Annotated in this window: 16 protein-coding genes; 5 read left to right on the forward strand and 11 right to left on the reverse strand. The window is 48.7% G+C overall.

Going from position 1 to position 18637, the window contains the following annotated elements:
* Positions 1 to 846 precede the first annotated feature (846 nt).
* Complete coding sequence (locus AJ81_RS10795) at positions 847 to 1005, forward strand: hypothetical protein (RefSeq protein ID WP_154655783.1); 159 nt, start codon at positions 847 to 849, stop codon at positions 1003 to 1005.
* A 125-nt stretch (positions 1006 to 1130) separates the two neighbouring features.
* Here AJ81_RS10795 and cmr6 read toward each other — a convergent pair whose 3' ends face one another.
* From cmr6 to AJ81_RS10805, 11 genes are all read right to left on the reverse strand, one after another.
* Positions 1131 to 1892: a type III-B CRISPR module RAMP protein Cmr6 gene (cmr6, locus tag AJ81_RS05370; RefSeq protein WP_051368704.1), complete on the reverse strand. Its 762-nt coding sequence runs from the start codon at positions 1890 to 1892 to the stop codon at positions 1131 to 1133.
* 6 nt (positions 1893 to 1898) lie between these two features.
* Complete coding sequence (cmr5, locus tag AJ81_RS05375) at positions 1899 to 2237, reverse strand: type III-B CRISPR module-associated protein Cmr5 (RefSeq protein ID WP_031505211.1); 339 nt, start codon at positions 2235 to 2237, stop codon at positions 1899 to 1901.
* Positions 2218 to 3087, reverse strand: a complete 870-nt coding sequence (cmr4, locus tag AJ81_RS05380; protein WP_031505210.1) for a type III-B CRISPR module RAMP protein Cmr4 — start codon at positions 3085 to 3087, stop codon at positions 2218 to 2220. The genes cmr5 and cmr4 overlap by 20 nt, the downstream gene beginning before the upstream one ends.
* A gap of 6 nt (positions 3088 to 3093) precedes the next feature.
* The gene (cmr3, locus tag AJ81_RS05385; protein ID WP_031505209.1) at positions 3094 to 4128 is read right to left on the reverse strand and encodes a type III-B CRISPR module-associated protein Cmr3; all 1035 of its coding nucleotides are present in this window, start codon (positions 4126 to 4128) and stop codon (positions 3094 to 3096) included.
* The gene (cas10, locus tag AJ81_RS05390; RefSeq protein WP_051368705.1) at positions 4125 to 6515 is read right to left on the reverse strand and encodes a type III-B CRISPR-associated protein Cas10/Cmr2; all 2391 of its coding nucleotides are present in this window, start codon (positions 6513 to 6515) and stop codon (positions 4125 to 4127) included. Before cas10 ends, cmr3 begins: the two co-directional genes overlap by 4 nt.
* On the reverse strand, positions 6512 to 7897 hold the full coding sequence (cmr1, locus tag AJ81_RS05395; RefSeq protein ID WP_051368706.1) for a type III-B CRISPR module RAMP protein Cmr1: 1386 nt from the start codon (positions 7895 to 7897) through the stop codon (positions 6512 to 6514). Before cmr1 ends, cas10 begins: the two co-directional genes overlap by 4 nt.
* Before the next feature lie 56 nt (positions 7898 to 7953).
* Positions 7954 to 9354 (reverse strand): TM1812 family CRISPR-associated protein, encoded by a 1401-nt coding sequence (locus AJ81_RS05400; RefSeq protein ID WP_031505206.1) that lies wholly within the window; start codon positions 9352 to 9354, stop codon positions 7954 to 7956.
* Between the two features lie 282 nt (positions 9355 to 9636).
* Complete coding sequence (locus tag AJ81_RS05405) at positions 9637 to 9948, reverse strand: hypothetical protein (protein ID WP_031505205.1); 312 nt, start codon at positions 9946 to 9948, stop codon at positions 9637 to 9639.
* A 15-nt stretch (positions 9949 to 9963) separates the two neighbouring features.
* Positions 9964 to 10359: a hypothetical protein gene (locus tag AJ81_RS05410; protein ID WP_031505204.1), complete on the reverse strand. Its 396-nt coding sequence runs from the start codon at positions 10357 to 10359 to the stop codon at positions 9964 to 9966.
* Between the two features lie 246 nt (positions 10360 to 10605).
* Positions 10606 to 10758: a hypothetical protein gene (locus AJ81_RS10800; protein ID WP_154655782.1), complete on the reverse strand. Its 153-nt coding sequence runs from the start codon at positions 10756 to 10758 to the stop codon at positions 10606 to 10608.
* 15 nt (positions 10759 to 10773) lie between these two features.
* Positions 10774 to 10926, reverse strand: coding sequence for a hypothetical protein (locus AJ81_RS10805; protein WP_154655781.1), 153 nt, complete (start codon positions 10924 to 10926; stop codon positions 10774 to 10776).
* Positions 10927 to 11054: 128 nt separating this feature from the next.
* On the opposite strand from AJ81_RS10805, the gene AJ81_RS05415 reads away from it, so the two are divergent.
* The 4 genes from AJ81_RS05415 (at position 11055) to AJ81_RS05430 (ending at position 18563) form a co-directional block, all read left to right on the forward strand.
* Positions 11055 to 12047, forward strand: coding sequence for a P1 family peptidase (locus AJ81_RS05415; RefSeq protein WP_031505203.1), 993 nt, complete (start codon positions 11055 to 11057; stop codon positions 12045 to 12047).
* Between the two features lie 2 nt (positions 12048 to 12049).
* A complete protein-coding gene (lepA, locus tag AJ81_RS05420; protein WP_031505202.1) occupies positions 12050 to 13861 on the forward strand; it encodes a translation elongation factor 4 in 1812 nt (603 codons plus the stop codon).
* Between the two features lie 101 nt (positions 13862 to 13962).
* On the forward strand, positions 13963 to 14454 hold the full coding sequence (gene ruvC, locus AJ81_RS05425) for a crossover junction endodeoxyribonuclease RuvC (protein WP_031505201.1): 492 nt from the start codon (positions 13963 to 13965) through the stop codon (positions 14452 to 14454).
* Positions 14451 to 18563 (forward strand): PolC-type DNA polymerase III, encoded by a 4113-nt coding sequence (locus tag AJ81_RS05430; RefSeq protein ID WP_031505200.1) that lies wholly within the window; start codon positions 14451 to 14453, stop codon positions 18561 to 18563. Before ruvC ends, AJ81_RS05430 begins: the two co-directional genes overlap by 4 nt.
* The last annotated feature ends 74 nt before the right edge of the window (positions 18564 to 18637 follow it).

Genomic DNA, 18637 nt, shown 5'->3' on the forward strand with positions numbered 1-18637 from the left:
CACACGAAAGTTACAATCACATATTCTAAAGCAGGCTCTAAAAGAACTGTTCAGAATTTGGTAAATCACAGATTTAGTTGTCAAAGATCAAGTTAAAATAAAGGTAATAACGATCATTAAGACGTCACAACATTTTGACATCCCTGCTATTTCTCTGCACTCTTCTCAAATGTATTTTATCCCTCTTTTCGGGGACTGAATCCATGTATCAAGACAGAAGAGCTTTTTGACTGGCACGGGTGCTAAGTTCCCCAGCCTTGTCCTATCGAAAATCTTTTGAGTGATCTTGTCCGCTTTGGTGATTGACAAGACTATCATCTCGAATAGAACGATTTTCTCGTGTATCTCCTCTTCGCCGTCCGAGTTTCAGGAAACGGACGTCGTTAGAAACTCGCCAAAAAACGTTTTGAGGGGGCGATTCGTTCCCTCCAGTTTCAGCCCTGTTCGCAAAGAGAAAGATCCTATTCTTCCCGTCGTCAAACACCACGAACGATTTTCCCACCAAAACTGGGACCTCAAAGGATTCTCTGTGCGTTTTCACCACTCCCTGCTTCGTTTCGAGAGCATCACACCAGCTTCTTCTCGAACCCTCGCGTTCCCTGTACATCCAGACTTTCGCTTGGCCCTAGGGTCATCCGTGCCCCAATTTGCCTCTTTGCCTCGGTAAATGAGCCGTCCCGTCGCCTCACCATGAGAAGTTGCATATCTTTTCTAAAGCATTTCGAGCAACTGTTTTTCGGAGATGGTTTCTTTGATTTGAACCAAATCCTGTCTGAGTTCTTCGGTCAAAGTCAACACCTCCTCGAAAGAAGGGTGGACGGTGGTCCACCCGAAGGTTGAAAGTACTTGAAGGAACGAACTCTTTTCTCTTTGTTCGTCGAGTCGATCGTCTCACTTTTCAAAGACCACTGTGACGTTCCACGTATCTACAACGATCTTCACCCATCGCTTTGGACACAGTTGAAAGCAAATGTCACATCCACCTATATGGTTTTGTCGAAGTGAGTCACCGCTTCGTCGAGCCGACCCAGTGTTGGGGCAAAGCTCGACGCGTTTCGGTTCATAACCATTCTGAAACCTTTTCGTTGCAACATCAACTTCAATATATCACAAAAAATAAAGGTGGACAGTCAGTCCACCCGAAGATCGAAACGATTCGAAGGATCTTCACGCACCAATTTCGGCACATCTAACGGTTCGAACCTACCGTAACCGTAGTTCGTCTTCGCACCCAAGCCGTGCCATTTCAACATTTCGATGAAATGTTTTTGCAACTCTGTTTTCTCTTCAACACTCAATCCTCCTTCTTCTATCACCGTGAACCTGAACCTTCCCCCTTCGACAACGATGTACACAACTGGCACGGGGTTGTACCAATCGTTCGGAGGAGGTGATTCCCTCGAGTAGTACGGGACAAAGTGGTTGTTGACAATGTCGAGGGAGAAAGTGACATTTTCAACAGGTATGGCGTCCAAAAAGACCAATCGACCTTGGATGTGGTCGTCTCCAGACACATCTTCTCCAAAGAGATCCTTGATCTTCTTTTTGTCATAACCTGCTATTTCCCTCAGATACATCGAAAAACAGCCTTTCAAGCTGCTGCTCGGAATGATTGGAAAACCGTAGTTCCTCGAAAAAGTCATCCCCACTTCAATGATCGAAGCGTTCCCCACCCCCACCAGTAGTCGACCCTTCAATCTCATCACCACGTCGAAAACCACGTTGGTCCTGCGCAGGAGTTCGTCTCTCCTTTGGTTCGCTTCCATTATGAAATCTTTCGTTTTGATCTCTTGCACTTTCTTGAGCATTTCAAACGGCAGGTTTGGACTGTTCACGTTGAGCGATCTGAAAGCCAGTTTGTTCCAGAACAAACTCAGGTTCTCTGGGCTCACGATCCCTCACTCCTTTAGGAGGATCTCGGCGTAGCGCTTCAACCACTTGGAAGCTTCCAAGGCCACGGCTTGAACTTTGAAGTAATCCCTCTCGGGCACACTTTCGGGTTTCGATATGTCCACGGGGATCTGTTGAGAGACCAGCTCGTACAAATGACCGAGGATCACGAAACCTTGGGATTTATTTTTTAGATAGGTGATGGTTCCGATCAGACCGTTTTGAATGATCATGCTACCGAGCTTTCTCGCCAAGGTGAGGTACTCTTGTTTCGATTGAGCTTCGTTCGCGACTTCTTTGACCTTCTCCATGGCACGTCTCGCCATTTCAAGTTCCAGATTTCTCATCCTCGTCACCTCCAAAGCAGTTGACCCACATCATTCCTTTTCCTATGGTCTCCTTTCCACCTATGTTGACAATCTTCCCATCGATTTTTTCGCGCAATTTACTGAGTAGATTTTCATTACCGTACGCCATCACTCTCGCCACGAAATACATGACTGTGTCCTGTGGCAAGTACTCTTCGTACCAAAGCGCACCTTCTTCGACCGTCTTGGTGGCCTCGTTTATTCTTATCCTCGGTATGACCTCGGTCATCGTCTTGACGATGTCGCAAAACATCGTGTCGGATACTATGGCAACATCCTTACTCATCTTCGTTTGGAGTGACTGGATCGGGGCACAAGTTGAAATCCTTGAGAGTACTTCTCGAAATTTCTCCAAGCAGACATCGTTTCTCGCGTTCAAAGATATCTCCTCGATGTAAATCCTACTCGAACCGTCCAACGCGATCGCCCTGTCCTCCTCAAGCTCGAGTTTCACGATCTCTTCCAACGCTTCTTTTTCACCTGCGACGTTCAAAAATCTGGAAAGAACCAATGGGCAAGTCACCCAGATGAACAGCTTGTCTTGGCTTCTAACTGGGAAAAGCAGTATCTTCGCCTCGGAAAACGCGACCTTGCCCGGTTTCGTTTCTTTCGTGTTGTTCTGTACGATCTCATCGCCGAAAATCTTCGATTTCGAATTGTCCTGTTGAGTGTTCCTGAAGAAAGCCCTCAGCGCACCCTTGACACCCTGGATAATCGGAAAACCAGTTGTTCGCTCCCTCTGTATTGGGAGATCAACAACGCCGATTTCAAAACCGCTCCCCGCATGGACCTGCGTTTCAGCGTACAGCAAATAAACTTGTTTGTCCATATTCTCTCACTCCTCCCCTTCGAAGTAATCCCATTTCATGAAGGCCACCGTTCCGAAACCGAACTCGTTGAACTTGCTCTCTCTGAGAACAAAACTATCGATTGGACGATCCAGATAGTAAACCGTCCCCACACCGGCAGCGTGATGAATCGGTTTGGACCTGTTGTTAGCAACGTCCCAACCTGAGATAACGGTCTTCTTAGCCCCCACAATCCCCAGTATCTTGGCATCTTGGAGTTGCTTCGATTTCGGGATCATACCGTCGTCGAATATCGCTGGTGTCAAGAGCCAAACCGCTACGTTTCCGTTGAGTGGTTGGAAGATGTCTGTTTCTTTGAATTCCTCGATCCAAACCTTAGCCCAGCGTTGCTTTGCACCGAGGAACACACCATCCAGCTGGGAAACGAGCCCACACGTTTCTTCGTCGCACAGCATGAAGAAACCTCCGTTTCTGAACCTGTAAACGCTCATCGTGTATATCATTCTCTCCTCCGCCAACTTCGAGTCTTTGCTCAGACCGATTCCGAGCCTAAGTTCGACTTCATAGCAATCTGGATCCGACGGCTGAAATTCCTGACCGCTTTTGAGTTTTTTGATCTCGGAAGCTTCGATGTACTGTGCCTCGACCTTGACTGCTCCACTGAATTCACCTATCCAAGGGAGTTTGAATTCACCGTCGCTTTCCATCAATATGGGCATGGTTTTGTACTTTCCGTCGAATCTGTAAATGTTCCTCGGGGCAGGAAAATAATGCTCGATACCTTTTTGTGTTCTTTTGAATATGAAGGGTCCGAACATTTTTATCTTGCCAGGGTTGTCTGGACCACCTATGATCTCTATCTTTTTCTCGTCTATGTCTGGGAACCTTCCCAATTCCAGTTTTATCCCCCACTTCTTGAGCAAGGCCGTTCTGACCGCACCGTAGAATGGGAAAGGACTTGGAAGAGAGACGCTTTCAACCCTGTCGGATGGTCCAAACCTTCTGACTTCTCTGAAGGCGACCCAATCTTCCGGCTCGAAATAGATCGCATACAATTTCATCTCTCATCACCCCGCTTCATGGTGCGGAAAGCCAGAATGAGTTCTAAGGCCTTTTCGACGTTCGAATCTTTGCAACAGAGCTTGTAGTTGTTGAGGAAGGTGAAGATCCTGTTTGCAAACATCTTGACCTTCTCTTTCTTTTCTTCAGTCTCTCCGTGGATCGATCTTCTGATCACGTAGTGAACGAACTTCTGCAGAACAGATTCGTCTTGCGATAAAATTTGAATGTCATCGCTCAAGAGTTTGTAAAGACTCCTTCTGGAAACATTCAGCTCGATCATGAGGTTGAAAAGGCATTCCAACTCTTCTACGACGTCAAGACCACCCACCTTCCACTTCGAACCGACTTCGGTGATCTGCCCGGACCTTCGAACGAAATGAACCACGAAAGAGTCTCTTCCGTAGTCCTCCTTGGCCTTCTCTTCAGCTTCTCTGGCAAGTTTGACAGCGACCTGAAGCGGAAATTTATGGTGCACCACAGAGATACCTGCGCTAATTGTTGCTCTTTCTCCCATCAACGGTGCGAAGCGTTTGCCGTCCACATGAAGAATGCCGTTCTCAGCCTCGTACTTGTGACCATCAACTTCCAGACCGATTCCTTCACCTCTGAACAACTTTCTCAGTTCGTTGGCACACTTGAGCGCCTTGTCCGCTGGAAGCAGTGCCAAAACGTCGTCTCCTCCACAGTAGACCAGCATGCCCTCGTTTCTCTCCACAACACTCTCAACGAGCGAAGAGAATATCCCAAGAGTTCTTGACAGCTGCCTGTGGTAGGAAGGCTGAATCAGCTTCCTGGCTCTGAGCTTTTCCCAAAGCTCTGGCAGTTCATCCTCGAGTCTGTCTTTCACCTTACTGTGAAAGGTTTGATCAACGTTCGGAGCTTTCTCTCCACTGACCCATTTCCCCATTTCGTCTCCGTCCATCATCAGGACGGCGAAATAGGGGTTTTTCATTTTATCTTCACCTGAAGCCTTCAAATCTTCATTGGCCACATTTCTTTGCGCTATGTCGCGTGTGGATTCATATCTCACATCTTTTTGGAGTATTTCTGGAAGCTTTCTCTTGACTGCGTTGACCGCTCCGAGCAGATCTCTCTTTTCCTCATTTTCAAAAATTTCCACGAACTCTACACAGGCCTTCACGCCGGCACCGAAGTCGTCCGCTTCCAGGATCCTTCCGTTTCTGATCTCCTCGTACGGTTTGAAAAGCCTTTGGTTCTTGAGTGCGGTGAGTTTCGAAACCAAGATCCTATAGCTGTAGTTGTAATAACTACCTTCGTTTGGAGCGTAACCGTCACGTTGCTGGATTTCCTTCAGCATCTGCGCGTATGCTTCCACGTCTGAGCCTTTGAAGAACCTCTTGACCTTCTTCAACGCTTCGCTCGGTGAAATCAGATCGAATCGGGCTTTCACGATAGTTGGGAAAAGATTGATCTGCCTGTCGAAGGAATCCAAGTCGAAGTCCATTGTGGTTTGAAGAATGCTCGACTCGGTCTTCACGGCGAGTTGATTCCAACGATCGAGTATGGCTTTTTCGCACTCTTTTATCCATTCATCGGCTTCGCTCGACGGTACCACCGCCACGAAAACGTTCGGTAAACACGCCACCTTGTCGCTCATCTTGGGTAGCTTGGCCAATTCGTTTGGAAAGTTTATCCCCAATTTTCGCATCGTTTCTTCCAAAAAGCTCACGTTCCTCAAGTACGGATAAATGATAGAATCGAAACCAAGACCAAGGCCGAGCTTTTCCAACGCACCGTATATCAGGTAGGAAATCAGATAACTACCCGCCCACAGGTCACGAGTTTTCCTCGCCTGGACTATCGTTTCTTGAACTGGACCGATCTGCATCGCAATCAGTGAGGCTTTGACTCTGTTTCCCTCAACACATGGGACGAGTGCGGATGTGGTGTCGAGGTGGTCCACTATAGAATGGTTCGGAACACGTGTGTCGGCAGGCAAGAGCTGCGCATAGGGTATCACGTAAGGCAGAACCCACCACACGAGATGGTAGAGTTTTTCGAAATTGTCTGGAAACTTCTTTTTGAATTCTTCGAAGCGATCGAACAAGGGTTTTTCCTCCAATATCTCACGAAGAGCGCTCGGGTCATCGAACAACTTCACGACTTCTCCAGAAAAAGGATGCAGGAATTCCAAATTTTGTTCAATCTTTATTTGCTTCTCTCTGCTCTTTTCAAAGGGCAAAGGTATCCTGTCCATGGCGCTCGCGGTTGTGTCTTCGGGACCTCTTTGAAACTCCAAGCCAAGCTTTTCCGCAAGATCCTTAGAGATCTTCTCGTGCGCCGATATGTTCAAAGCTTTCGTGAGAGGATCGTGCAGGATGGCGGAAAGTTTTTTCTTCCAAAAATTCTCATCTCTTTGAATCAAATGCACACACCCCCCATCTCTTTTTCGATTATCTTTTCAAGTTTTTCATAATTCTCAAATCCAATCACTTCAAACACTTTGCTTATCGCCCCCATCGTCTGAACGTCTTTCTCAAGGCCAAGGTTCGCCTTGCTCGTGATCTTGCTTTCCAAGATCAGAACGATCGGTTTCCAGCCGTCCGAAAATTTGTGGATCGATATGAAGAGTGGAGAAGCCTTGCGACCTTCAATTTCATCATTCCTCATCTGTTCGACCTCCTCAAGTGAGGAGTAGAGGATCACCTTGATACCCCTGAAGAGATTGGGATTGTTCTTGTCTTGCAGATTCTGATACTGAAGTGGCAGACCCAATATGGACGGTGGGATCGTGATCTGATGACTTCCTTTGAGCAGGGCGTTTTTCAGATCTTCAACGCAGTCACCGTTCAAACGTCTCAACTTATGCTTCAACTCTGGATACCAACCCCTTTCGACGACTTTTCGCTTCTGCTTATCAATCTGAATTTTGTAAAGTCGCTTGAAAACTTCTGTCGGAGCCGAGTCGGCTAAATTGTCCAGCTTGAAAACTTTGCAATGTGTGAAACTCGGAAACTCCGGTAGACCGTTGAAATTCGTTCTGCCGAGGACAAGCTTTGGAACGTCGCTCTTTCTGTTGTGTTCTTCGATAAATTCTTTGATCATTTTCGTAACCTTCTCGATGACATCTTTGTATTTCTCCACCGAGCGCTGATAACCTTGCGGATTGACGATCTCGAACCCTCCAAATCCCTTGCGCGTCTTGGCTCCAAAACCAGAGAAGATGGAAATCAGTTGAAGGAGTGATAGGATGATCTCCTTAACCTTTGGATCGTGGAAGAAGAAGGTTAACGTGAGGATGCTGTCTTGTGGGAGATACTTAGAAACGGTCCCTTTCTCAGAAACGGTCATTTTTGGGGTATCATAAAGTCCGTAGAATATGTAGTCATATGTTGTTATTAGATTCCCGCTTCCCATAGATTTAATGAGTTGATTTTTAAATTTAACTTTGTATTCAATTTCAATTTGTCCGAGAGACTTAGTTTGAACGCGGTCAAACGGATTCACCATCAATCCAAAAGGTGCTCTTCTTTCTTGTGAACCAAAGATCAAGCCCTCGAGGAATTTCAAACCTTTGTACTTCACGTTCCTCCATTTTTTCTTCTCTTTTTCCGGCAGTCCATCGACGTCGAGCTCATAGACGTTTATCACGAGTGGTGCAACGGCTCTGAACCAGAATCTCAAAACTCCCTTGATGCTTTGAGGTCTCAACTCGAAAGGGTATTGTCCAGACGAACTCTGCTGAGCTCCTCTGGAAAACATCGGAGTGATCACCCTGCATTCGACCTCAAGCCGTTCGAAGCTCACTGCATCACCCCCCAAAGTTTGATGACGAACTTTCAAAGAAAAATTCGACACGAAGTTCAGGCTTCAAGGACGTACTTGAATATCGTTTTGAATGGTGCGTCCTCTCTGTAGCGAAGGTACACTTCTTTTCCCTCAAACCGTACTTCTGTGATCGTCCTCTCAAGGCCTATGTGCGCGTAGAAGTTTCGCTGGTCGGGTTTAGAATCCATCTGTTCGTCCGAATCGTACACGACCGACATACTGATCCATCGATCGAGATGTTCCGAATTCTTGAACCGGTTCTTTAGATTGCTCGTCTCGCTCTCGAAGAGGATACTCTCGATCTTCAGTTTCTTGAGTATTTGCCCAAACTTCTCGCATAGAAGTTCAAATGCCAAACTCTTCTCTCTGTCGAAAGATTTGATGTCGTTCTCGAACAGCATGCTAACCAATCCATCGTAGAGAGCGAGCTCGTTTACAACTGCTATCAGAAATTCCTTGTCCAAACCCAAAGAACGCGAGTAATCCCTCTGGAGTCTTTGGAGGGTATAATCGACGAACGCGAACAAACGATTCTTGACCGTGTCTGGATCATCAAGATTTACGTTGATCGTTGGATCGAGTGTACCGACACGATCGAAGTAATACAACGGTAAGGGCAACGATTTCGAGATCGAGAGGAAGACCAAAACGCTTTTCAAAAGCATGTTTGTGAGTTCCCTCTTGGCCGTCCTCATTTCCACGCTCTCTTCTGCGAAAGCTTTATCCTTCAACGCTTTTTTAAGGACGTTTAACCTGTCATCGCGTTTGACGCCATTCTTCTCCATGTAAGAAAGCAGAGGCGAGCTGAAATGAAATTGATGCTCGATGGGCTGGACGTGGATCTTGAAGATGGAAGATCTGTTGTCGATTATCGGATCAGAGAAAGCTTGGAAAACCCTCGGAACTTTCTCTCGATCGATGTGGAGAAAAGCCAAAAAGTTCAAGAAATGATCGACGGCCTCGACCAACGCGACCACAGAGATGTTGTGGCCTGTGGAAACATCGACGTAGATATCTTCAGGTTTTTCCTGCAAGTATCTCTTGACGAGCTCGAAAAAGATCTCCAGGACGATGTCATCGTACTTCACATCGAAGGTCACTTCTCGATCGAAGTACATGTAAGTTCCCAAAGAGTGGATGACGAACAGATCGTCCACGTTCTCTTGCAGAAGCTGTTCCCTCAGGTACTCCTTGGGAAAACGAAGGTATTGTTCGAGATCGTTCGGAGGCTCCATGTCCTTACTCAAGACTGCGCTTACGGGGTAGATCAGAACCAGTTTCGTCTGTTTGCCTTCGTCCGACAGAGCCCTTTTCAGTGCCATCCCCGACAGGGATTCTGTGTAAATTCTTCCATCAACACTGAAATCGACAAGTTTTTCCGTCTCACCTGGTTTTCTCTTTGACACGGGCCTGCCGATTTGATACAACAATGTCAAAACTATCGCTCCTTGTTGCTATAATATCACGGTTCAAAACTGTTTTTAAACAAAATCTTTTCAAGAAGAATGAAATAGGTATCGACTTTCGAAGGATTTCACAAGCAGTTGGGTTTCAAGTTATGCGATTCATCGGCTTCTTCAAACTCAGCGAATGTTTCTGTAAAAGAATATCGGTGGAACCATGTCCAAACACACCATGGTTGTCGTATCAAAGACTGAACTTTCAAGTCAATGAAAAAAGGGTGGACTGGTGTCCACCCCGAGGTTGGAGAATAGATCTCAGTTCTCCGAAAGTTCCTGTTGGGTTCTCTGCGCGCTGGGCAGCTCCTCCACGAGGCAACTTCCTCGATCGCCGCCCTTGTTCACTTTTAGGAAGATGTCCATGATCTCCAAAGCGATCGCGTACGCGTCAGCGAAGGTGTTCTGCATCTTCATCGACAGATCGAGCAACGCTTCTTCGTATCGTTCGCGATCCTCAGGCTCTGCCATTTGGATGAAGTTCTCCAGATCCTTCCGCATCGATTCGAACATCCTCACGACGGAACCCAGAGCGTCGTAGTAACCATTGAGAGCCTTGAAGAACACGAACAAGTTATCGACCTCCCCTCACACGTAGGTGTACCACTTGAGAAATTGAGGAACGATCGTGATTTCCGTGTACGGTGGAATTTGTTCGAGCAAAGTTTGGATCTGCTCACCAGGCATGATGAACCACAGCAGAAGGCTTTGTCCTTTGCTTTCACCCTCCACGATCATTCTCAGCGTTCGATCTTCTTCGGCTTCGAAGACCACATAGCCCGTGATGCGGTACCAATCTTCTGTGTAAAAGACCATGTGCGGTTCGATGTAGCATCGCTCGCATCGAACATTGAACTTTTGTGGGTTTTGTTCCCAGATTTGCGCATCGAAAAGTTTCACCGTGGGTGTGATCGAACTGAGAAGTTCGCGCTCTTGTTCAGTCAAGAGGGTGAACGGTTTGAAGGTGTAACGATCCTTGCGCAACGTAACACCTCCTTGGAGATGTTCGGCGCATTCGTGGGATGTTTTCAAAAGTCTCGTGTGGGTGAAGGTCTTGGGGTCCGGGGCTATTGAGTTTTCAAAGACCCCGGCGAAGAGTTCCAGCTTGTATTGAGACGAAGTTGGTGTGGGATTTTGGACAGGAATCGAGGAGGATGAGATTTGGAAGGTGCGAGCACGCGATGAGAATTTACGCTGAGAAGATTACTCTCAATTTGCAAGAAAGTAAAATCACAACCCCTTCTTCAAGAAGACCGCCAGCCCGATCGAGAGGATTATCAAAGCGACGCCGAAGATCACCAGGCCCGCAGATCCGGTCGTGGCACCTGTTACTATGAAAACTATCCCCGTGATCACACCTTTCAGCGCTCGCGAATAGACCATGTTTCAACCTCCGTTTCACTTCAGACGTTTTTTCAAATACCAAAGCCCAAGGACGATGAGAAGTATGACGAGCGCAGTCAAGACGAGAAACGCATCCGCCAGAAAGATGCTCGCTATAAGAAAAAGAATCACAGCAACGATAACCATTCCTATCCCAACGAAAGCCATGCTCGATCCCTTCTTGCAACGATATGACGGGACAGACCCGTCGTTTTGGACAACTTTTTTTAAAGGGGAGTCTCAATTCTCACACGATCGAGGCTTTAGAGGCTTTATAATATCACGGAGGGAAAGACGTGCGACCGCGTTTCAGAGACGTTGGATTGACTTTCGGAAAACTCGAACCTGGAGAGAGGAACCTTTTGAGCGACGTGGAAGGTGTGCGCGTCGGTCACGTCACGATAGTTTCGAACGAACCGACCATCGTTCGAACTGGTGTAACAGTCATAGTGCCGAGCGAAGAGATCTTCGAAAAACCTCTGAGTGCGGCGTGCAGTGTTCTGAACGGGTTTGGAAAATCGATTGGGCTGATGCAGATAGAAGAACTCGGGCAGATCGAAACACCGATCGTGCTCACCAACACTTTGAGCGTTGGGTACGCGTTTCAAGGTGTCGTTGAACTGGTGAAAACTAAGAAAAAGTTTAGAACGCTCAATCCCGTGGTGGGTGAGTGCAACGACGGTTTTCTGAACGACATACTCTATCCCGCAGTGAAGCCTGAGCACGTTGTCGAAGCGTACGAGAAGGCGAGCGAAGTTTTTGAACTGGGTTCTGTGGGCGCGGGCACGGGCACGGGCATGGTCAGTTTTGGGTTCAAAGGTGGTATAGGCAGTGCCTCGAGAAAGCTCAAAGACGGACACGTTCTTTCAGCTCTCGTACTCGCCAACTTCGGTAGCTTTGACGATCTCACGATACTGGGAAAGAGGGCTTGTGAACATGTGAAAAGTGGTGTGGTGAAAAAGAGTGAAGGTTCGATCGTGATCGTTCTGGCCACAGATGTACCACTCGATTCAAGACAACTGAAACGTGTCGCGAGACATTCTTTCTTGGCACTCGGTATGCTGGGTTCTGCGGGTCATCATGGCAGTGGAGATGTTTGTATAGCGTTCTCAACTAAAGAAGGTCATGTACGCGACGAGAAAGAACTTTTCGACGAACTTTTCAGGGCTGCGGTTGAAAGCGTTTACGAAGCGATCTGTGACGCGCTCTTCTGCGCCGAAACCGTGGATGGTTTTTGTGGTAGAGTGGAGGCGATGCCGATCGACTGGCTTTTGAACGGAGGTAGATAGGTTTGAAGGACACCAGGTTCATAAGAAACATCTGTACGATCGCTCACATAGATCACGGCAAGACCACGTTCGTCGACAGGATACTCGAGCTCACCAAGAGTGTCGATCCACGAAAGATGCACGAGCAGTTCTTGGACCAGATGGACCTCGAGAGGGAACGTGGCATCACGATAAAGGCTCAGCCCGTAAAGGTGATCTACAACTACGATGGTCAGGATTACGAGATAAACATCATAGACACTCCGGGGCACGTCGATTTCTCGTACGAGGTCAGCAGGAGCATGGCGGCCTGCGAAGGCGCCGTGCTGATCGTGGACGCTTCGCAGGGAATAGAAGCGCAGACCGTGGCGCACAGTTATCTTGCCATCGAGAACGAGCTCGACATCGTTCCCGTGCTCAACAAGATAGATCTTCCCAACGCCAACATTGAAGAGAGTCTGCAACAGGTTGCGGACCTGCTCGGAGTGCCGAAACAAGACGTGCTGAAAATGAGCGCCAAGACGGGTGAAGGTGTGGAAAACGTTTTGAGGGCGATCGTAGAACAGGTCAGACCGCCGAAGGGTGATCCCAACAAACCTTTGAGAGCGCTCATCTTCGACGCAAAGTACGACAAGTACAGGGGCGTCATCGTTTACGTTCGCATCTTCGACGGAGTTCTCAAAAAGAAAGACCAGATACTGATCATGTCGACGAACCAAAAATACGAAGTCGAGGAGATCGGAATCTTCACCCCAACCATGGTTCCGACGGACAGTTTGGGACCGGGTGAGGTGGGTTATGTCATCGCTGGAATAAAGGAAGTTTCCGAAGCGAAAGTCGGCGACACGATTACGAACGCTCTCTCACCCACGGACGAACCCTTGCCAGGCTACAGGGACGTCAAACCCATGGTGTACGCGAGCGTGTTCCCTGGACTTCCCGAGTACTACGAGGAGTTGAAAAAATCGCTTGAAAAACTCAAACTGAATGACTGGGCACTCACTTTCGAGCCGACCACTTCACCCGCCTTGGGCTTCGGTTTCAGGTGCGGTTTTCTCGGTTTACTGCACATGGACGTGGTGAGAGAAAGACTCGAGCGCGAGTTCGAAATTAGCGTGATCATGACCGCGCCGAACGTCGAGTACAAGGTGCTTCTCAGAAACGGTGAAACGATCATCGTGAACGATCCAGCGAAGTTCCCGGAAGAGGATCAGATAGAGAAGGTGTACGAACCTTACGTGAAACTTTCGATCATCACACCGACAGATTACATGGGAAACATTCTGACGCATCTGCAGAACGAAAGAAGGGCCACTCTGCAACACACCGAGAACGCGGGAAAGAACAGGATCATCATGTATTTCAAAGCACCACTCGCTGAAATCATCAGCGATTTCTTCGACAAGCTGAAAGCGATGAGTAGAGGTTACGCTTCCATGGACTACGAGATGATGGGCTTTGAGGAATCCGAGATCGTCAAGCTCACCATCTTGGTAAACAGAGAACCTGTGGATGCTCTTTCGACGCTGGTCCACAAGAGCAAGGCCTACACGGTCGCGAAAAAACTGGTGGACAAGCTGGCAGAACTCATACCGAGGCACCAGTTCGAAATACCCATTCAAGCGAAGGCTTCGGGCCGCATCATCGCGAGGGCGGACATCAAGGCTCTAAGAAAAGACGTGCTCGCAAAATGTTACGGTGGCGATGTGACGAGGAAGATGAAGCTTTTGGAAAAACAGAAAGAGGGAAAGAAGAAACTGAGAGAAATAGGTCAGGTGAGTATTCCACAGGAAGCCTTCCTCGCGATACTGAAGATAGGTCAGGAAGAAAAGTGAGAAACCTGTTGGAATCGTGTCCCAACTTTTAAACTGAGGGCAAAACATGCCCTCTTCTTTGTGGATATAATTTTGACTGCCCGCCGATTGGGGTGTCGCCTTTGAAAATACTTGGGCTCGACCCGGGGTTTGGCACGTTCGGCTACGGAGTCATCGAAGTCTTCGGGAACAAGCTCTGCCACGTGGCCCACGGTGCCATCATCACAGAGAAAGATGAGCCGATCCAGTCGAGGTTGAAAAGCCTCTATGAGCAGATCAAAAAAATCGTTCAGAGCCATTCGCCCGATGAGGTGGCCGTGGAACAGCTGTTCTTTTACAAGAACGTGACCACAGCCATTGCGGTTGGAGAGGCTCGCGGCGTGTCGTTGCTCGCAGTGGTGGAGCTCGATATTCCCATCTTCGAGTACACGCCGCACGTGGTGAAAAAGGCGGTCACAGGGAGCGGGAAGGCCAGCAAGGGCGATGTTCAGAAGTGGGTCACGCTCTTGCTGGGGCTGAAAGAAAAGCCGAGGCCGGACGACGCCGCCGACGCGCTCGCAATCGCTATATGTCACGCGCACAGAAGAATGTTCGAGCGGAGGTTCGAGCAATGAGAAGACTGTTCGTCGACGAACTGAAGATTGATCTAAAGCAACTTGCAGAATCGCTCGGAATAAATCTGGAAGAATCCCGCACGGTTCATGGTGTCGTGTACGATGCGATCACGAACACTTTGATCGTTAGGATAGACGGAGAGTTTTCGTGCCAGGCGGACTTCTGTGAAAGACTGTCTCGAGAACTCGGCGCACACGTTTCGTTGCAGTTCACGAAGGTAAACATCGAACTGGAAAAGCTCAGAAAAGAGCTGAACGGAAGTTTTCCATACGTGCACGACGTGCTGGTTTTCGAAGACAGAGTGGTTCTTAAGGTGACGGGAGACTTCGCAAGAGAAAGACTCAACGGAAAACTGAAGGACGTGAGTAAGAAGATAGAAAGCCTGACGAATATCAAAAAACCCATCGAGATAGAGGTCATTCAACCACCTGTGGACAGCATGAAAGAAGAACACATCGTGGTGGTCGAGGAAAAACCCAAAAAGAGAAGAAAAACATCGAAGTTCTTCAGCCCGTCGAATCTACCGACCGAACCTGGTAAGGTCAGGGTCGAGGGTACCGTCTTCAAGATGGACCTTAGGGAAGGTAGAAAGCGTACCCTGCTGGTGTACATAACCGATAAGATAGACTCGCTGTTATGCGTTGCGACCAACAGCGTTTTGGACAAAATTCTGAACGAGATCCAGGAACAGGACCACGTCGTTTTCTCGGGCACTTTGAAATTCGACGAGAACAACGAGCCGACACTCTACGTCGATGAGTTCGAAAAGCTTGAAAATAACGAAAGAACGGACAGATCGGACCAGAAACGTGTCGAACTGCACGCGCACAGCAAGTTCAGCGATCTGGACAGCGTGCTTGACATAGAAGCCTACGTTAAGACGGCCGCGAGGTGGGGATGGAAAGCGATCGCGCTTACCGACCATGGTGTGGTGCAGGGTATTCCACAGTTCTTCGAGATGTGCAAGACTCATGGGATCAAGCCCATCTTCGGTATAGAAGCGTACGTTGTGAACGATGCGGAACCCGTCATTCTGAACGGTGAAGATGTGGACGTGGAATCGAGCAGGTACGTCGTTGTGGACCTCGAGACGACGGGGCTCCATCCCATGTTCAACGAGATCATAGAGATCGGTGCCGTCGCTGTCGAGAACGGAGAGATCGTTCAAGAGTTCCACAGTCTCGTGAAACCTAAAGAGAAACTCGATCCCTTCACCGTTCAATTCACCAACATCACCGACGAGATGCTTCAGGACCAACCGAGTATAGAAGAGGTCCTGCCAGAATTCCTGAAGTTCTGTGAAAACAGCGTTCTTGTCGCCCACAACGCGAACTTCGATTACAGATTCTTAAGGCACTACGCCAAGAAAGTCTGCGACGTCGATTGGAACATACCCGTCATAGACACCTTGGCGTTGGCGAAGAGACTGGTGCGACTCTCGAGCTACAACCTCGAGAAGCTCGTTTCTCACTTCAAGGTTGGCTCTTTCAAACACCACAGGGCGCTCGAAGACGCAAAGGTGACGGCCAAGGTGTTTGTGGAGCTCTTGAAGATCCTCAAGGAGAAGGGTGTGACGAGTTTCAGAAAGGTCGAATCGGTGCACAAGGAATCTCTCGTCACCCAATCCAAACCCTTCCACGCCACGATCCTCGTTCAAAACAGAGAGGGTTTGAAGAACCTGTACAGGCTCGTTTCAAACGCGCATGTGAAGTACTTCCACAGCGTGCCCCGCATACCCAAAAGTGAACTTCAGACCATGCGTTCAGGCCTGTTGATTGGAAGCGCATGCATTGCGGGAGAACTGGTGCAAGAGATCTTGGCCGGCGCGAATGAGGAAGAGATAGAAGAGACCGCATCTTTCTACGACTTCATAGAGATCATGCCTCTGGATCTCGTGCCGATGTACAACGAGCTCGGTATCTCGCGCGAGAAGCTCAAGCAGATCTACAGGAGGCTCTGCGAGATCGGAGAGAAACTGAAGATACCAGTCGTGATGACGGGGGATGTGCACTTTCTGGACCCGGAGGACGAAAAGATCAGAAAGGTGCTCATGGCGCCACAGAGCGAAACGATTCCAGATCAGCCGAAGGCCTATCTGAGAACGACGGAAGAAATGATCGAAGCGGCCATGGAGATACTCGAGGACGAACAGAAAGCGCGCGAAGTGGTGATTAACCATACAAACCAGATCGCTGAAAGCATCGATTTCATCGTGCCGCTCGAGAAAAAGCTCCACACTCCGAAGATCGAGGGGGCTGAGGAACAGATAAGAAACTTGACCATGCAGAGGGCGGTCGAAGTCTACGGTGATCCGTTGCCGAAAGCGATTCAAGAAAGGATCGATAAGGAGCTCAACGCGATCATAAACCACGGTTACGCGGTGTTGTATCTCATAGCGAAGAAGATGGTCGACAAGTCCCTCTCGGATGGTTACGTGGTCGGCTCACGAGGCTCGGTTGGCTCTTCTCTCGTCGCGCACCTGCTGGGTATAACGGAAGTGAACCCCCTGCCGCCGCATTATTACTGCAAGGAGTGTCACTACATCGAATTCAATGAGTCTGGACGCTACGGTTCTGGGTTCGATCTGCCGAGGAAAAACTGTCCGAAGTGTGGAAGGTTGCTGGAACGCAACGGTCAAGACATTCCCTTCGAGACCTTCATGGGATTCGAGGGGGACAAGGTGCCAGACATAGATTTGAACTTCTCTGGAGAATATCAAGAAGAAGCGCACAAGTTCGTTGAAGAACTCTTCGGCAAAGATTACGTTTACAGAGCAGGAACGATAAACACCATAGCCGCACGAACGGCTTACGGCTTCGTGAGAGCGTACGAAGAGAAACTTGGAAGAAAGGTGAGAAAGGCCGAGGTCGAAAGACTCGTTGCAGCCATCACAGGTGTGAAGAGGACCACGGGCCAGCACCCAGGTGGACTCATGATCATACCGAAAGAGTTCGAGGTGTACGATTTCACCCCCGTTCAGTATCCGGCGAACACGAAGGAAGCCAAGGTTTTCACAACGCATTTCGATTACGAATCCATCCACGACGATTTGGTGAAGATAGATGCGCTCGGACACGATGATCCCACGTTCGTCAAGATCCTCAAAGATCTGACGGGCGTAGACCCGATGAGCGTGCCGATGGACGATGAGGAAACGCTGAAGATCTTCTCGAGCCTCGAGCCACTCGGTGTGAAACCACAGGATCTCGACAACAGGACCGACGTGGGCACTCTGGGTATTCCAGAGTTCGGAACGCAGTTCGTCAGGGGTATGCTGACCGAGACAAGGCCCAAGACTTTTGCGGATCTTGTGAGAATCTCGGGACTTTCGCACGGTACGGACGTTTGGCTCAACAACGCGCGAGATTGGATAGAACAGGGCAAAGCCACGCTCTCTCAGGTCATCGCCTGTAGGGACGACATCATGAACTATCTGATAAAGATGGGCATGAACGCATCGAAAGCCTTCAAGATAATGGAGAACGTCAGAAAAGGTAAAGGTTTGAGCGAAGAGGACGAAAAGCTCATGCGTGAATTGAATGTACCCGAGTGGTACATCGAATCGTGCAAACGTATAAAGTATCTCTTTCCGAAGGCTCACGCCGCTGCCTATGTGAGTATGGCCTTCAGGATCGCATACTTCAAGGTCCACCATCCGCTCGCTTTCTACGCGACCTTCTTTACGCTGAAAGGCGAAGAGTTCGACATCGACGCGGCGTTGTACGGACCTGAAATGGTCAAAAAGAAGCTCGCGGAACTTTCCAATGTTGGGGAAAAAGATGTGCGGGACAAGGCGGCGGAGACCACGCTCGAGGTCATGCTCGAAATGTTCGCACGTGGCTTTTCCTTCTTACCACCGAACATAAACAAATCCCACGCGAGACTCTTCCTCATCGAAGGGAAAAAACTGCGCATACCTTTCAACAAGCTTCCGAACCTTGGAGACAGTGTTGCAGAGTCCATAATTCGAGCGAGGAGCGAAAAACCCTTCAGTTCCCTCGAAGACGTATTGAAAAGAACGAAGCTCAACAAATCTCACCTGGACATCTTTAAAAAGTACGTCGAGCTCGAGGGCCTGCCCGAGAAAGAGCAGATCAGCCTGTTCTGAAAAACCTGTACAATAGTTTTCAAGGAGGACGAAGAGATCCACCCAGTTTGGTGCGGTGAACTCTTCGCTGAACG

Source organism: Pseudothermotoga hypogea DSM 11164 = NBRC 106472 (assembly GCF_000816145.1).
In the GTDB taxonomy this organism is placed as follows: domain Bacteria; phylum Thermotogota; class Thermotogae; order Thermotogales; family DSM-5069; genus Pseudothermotoga_A; species Pseudothermotoga_A hypogea.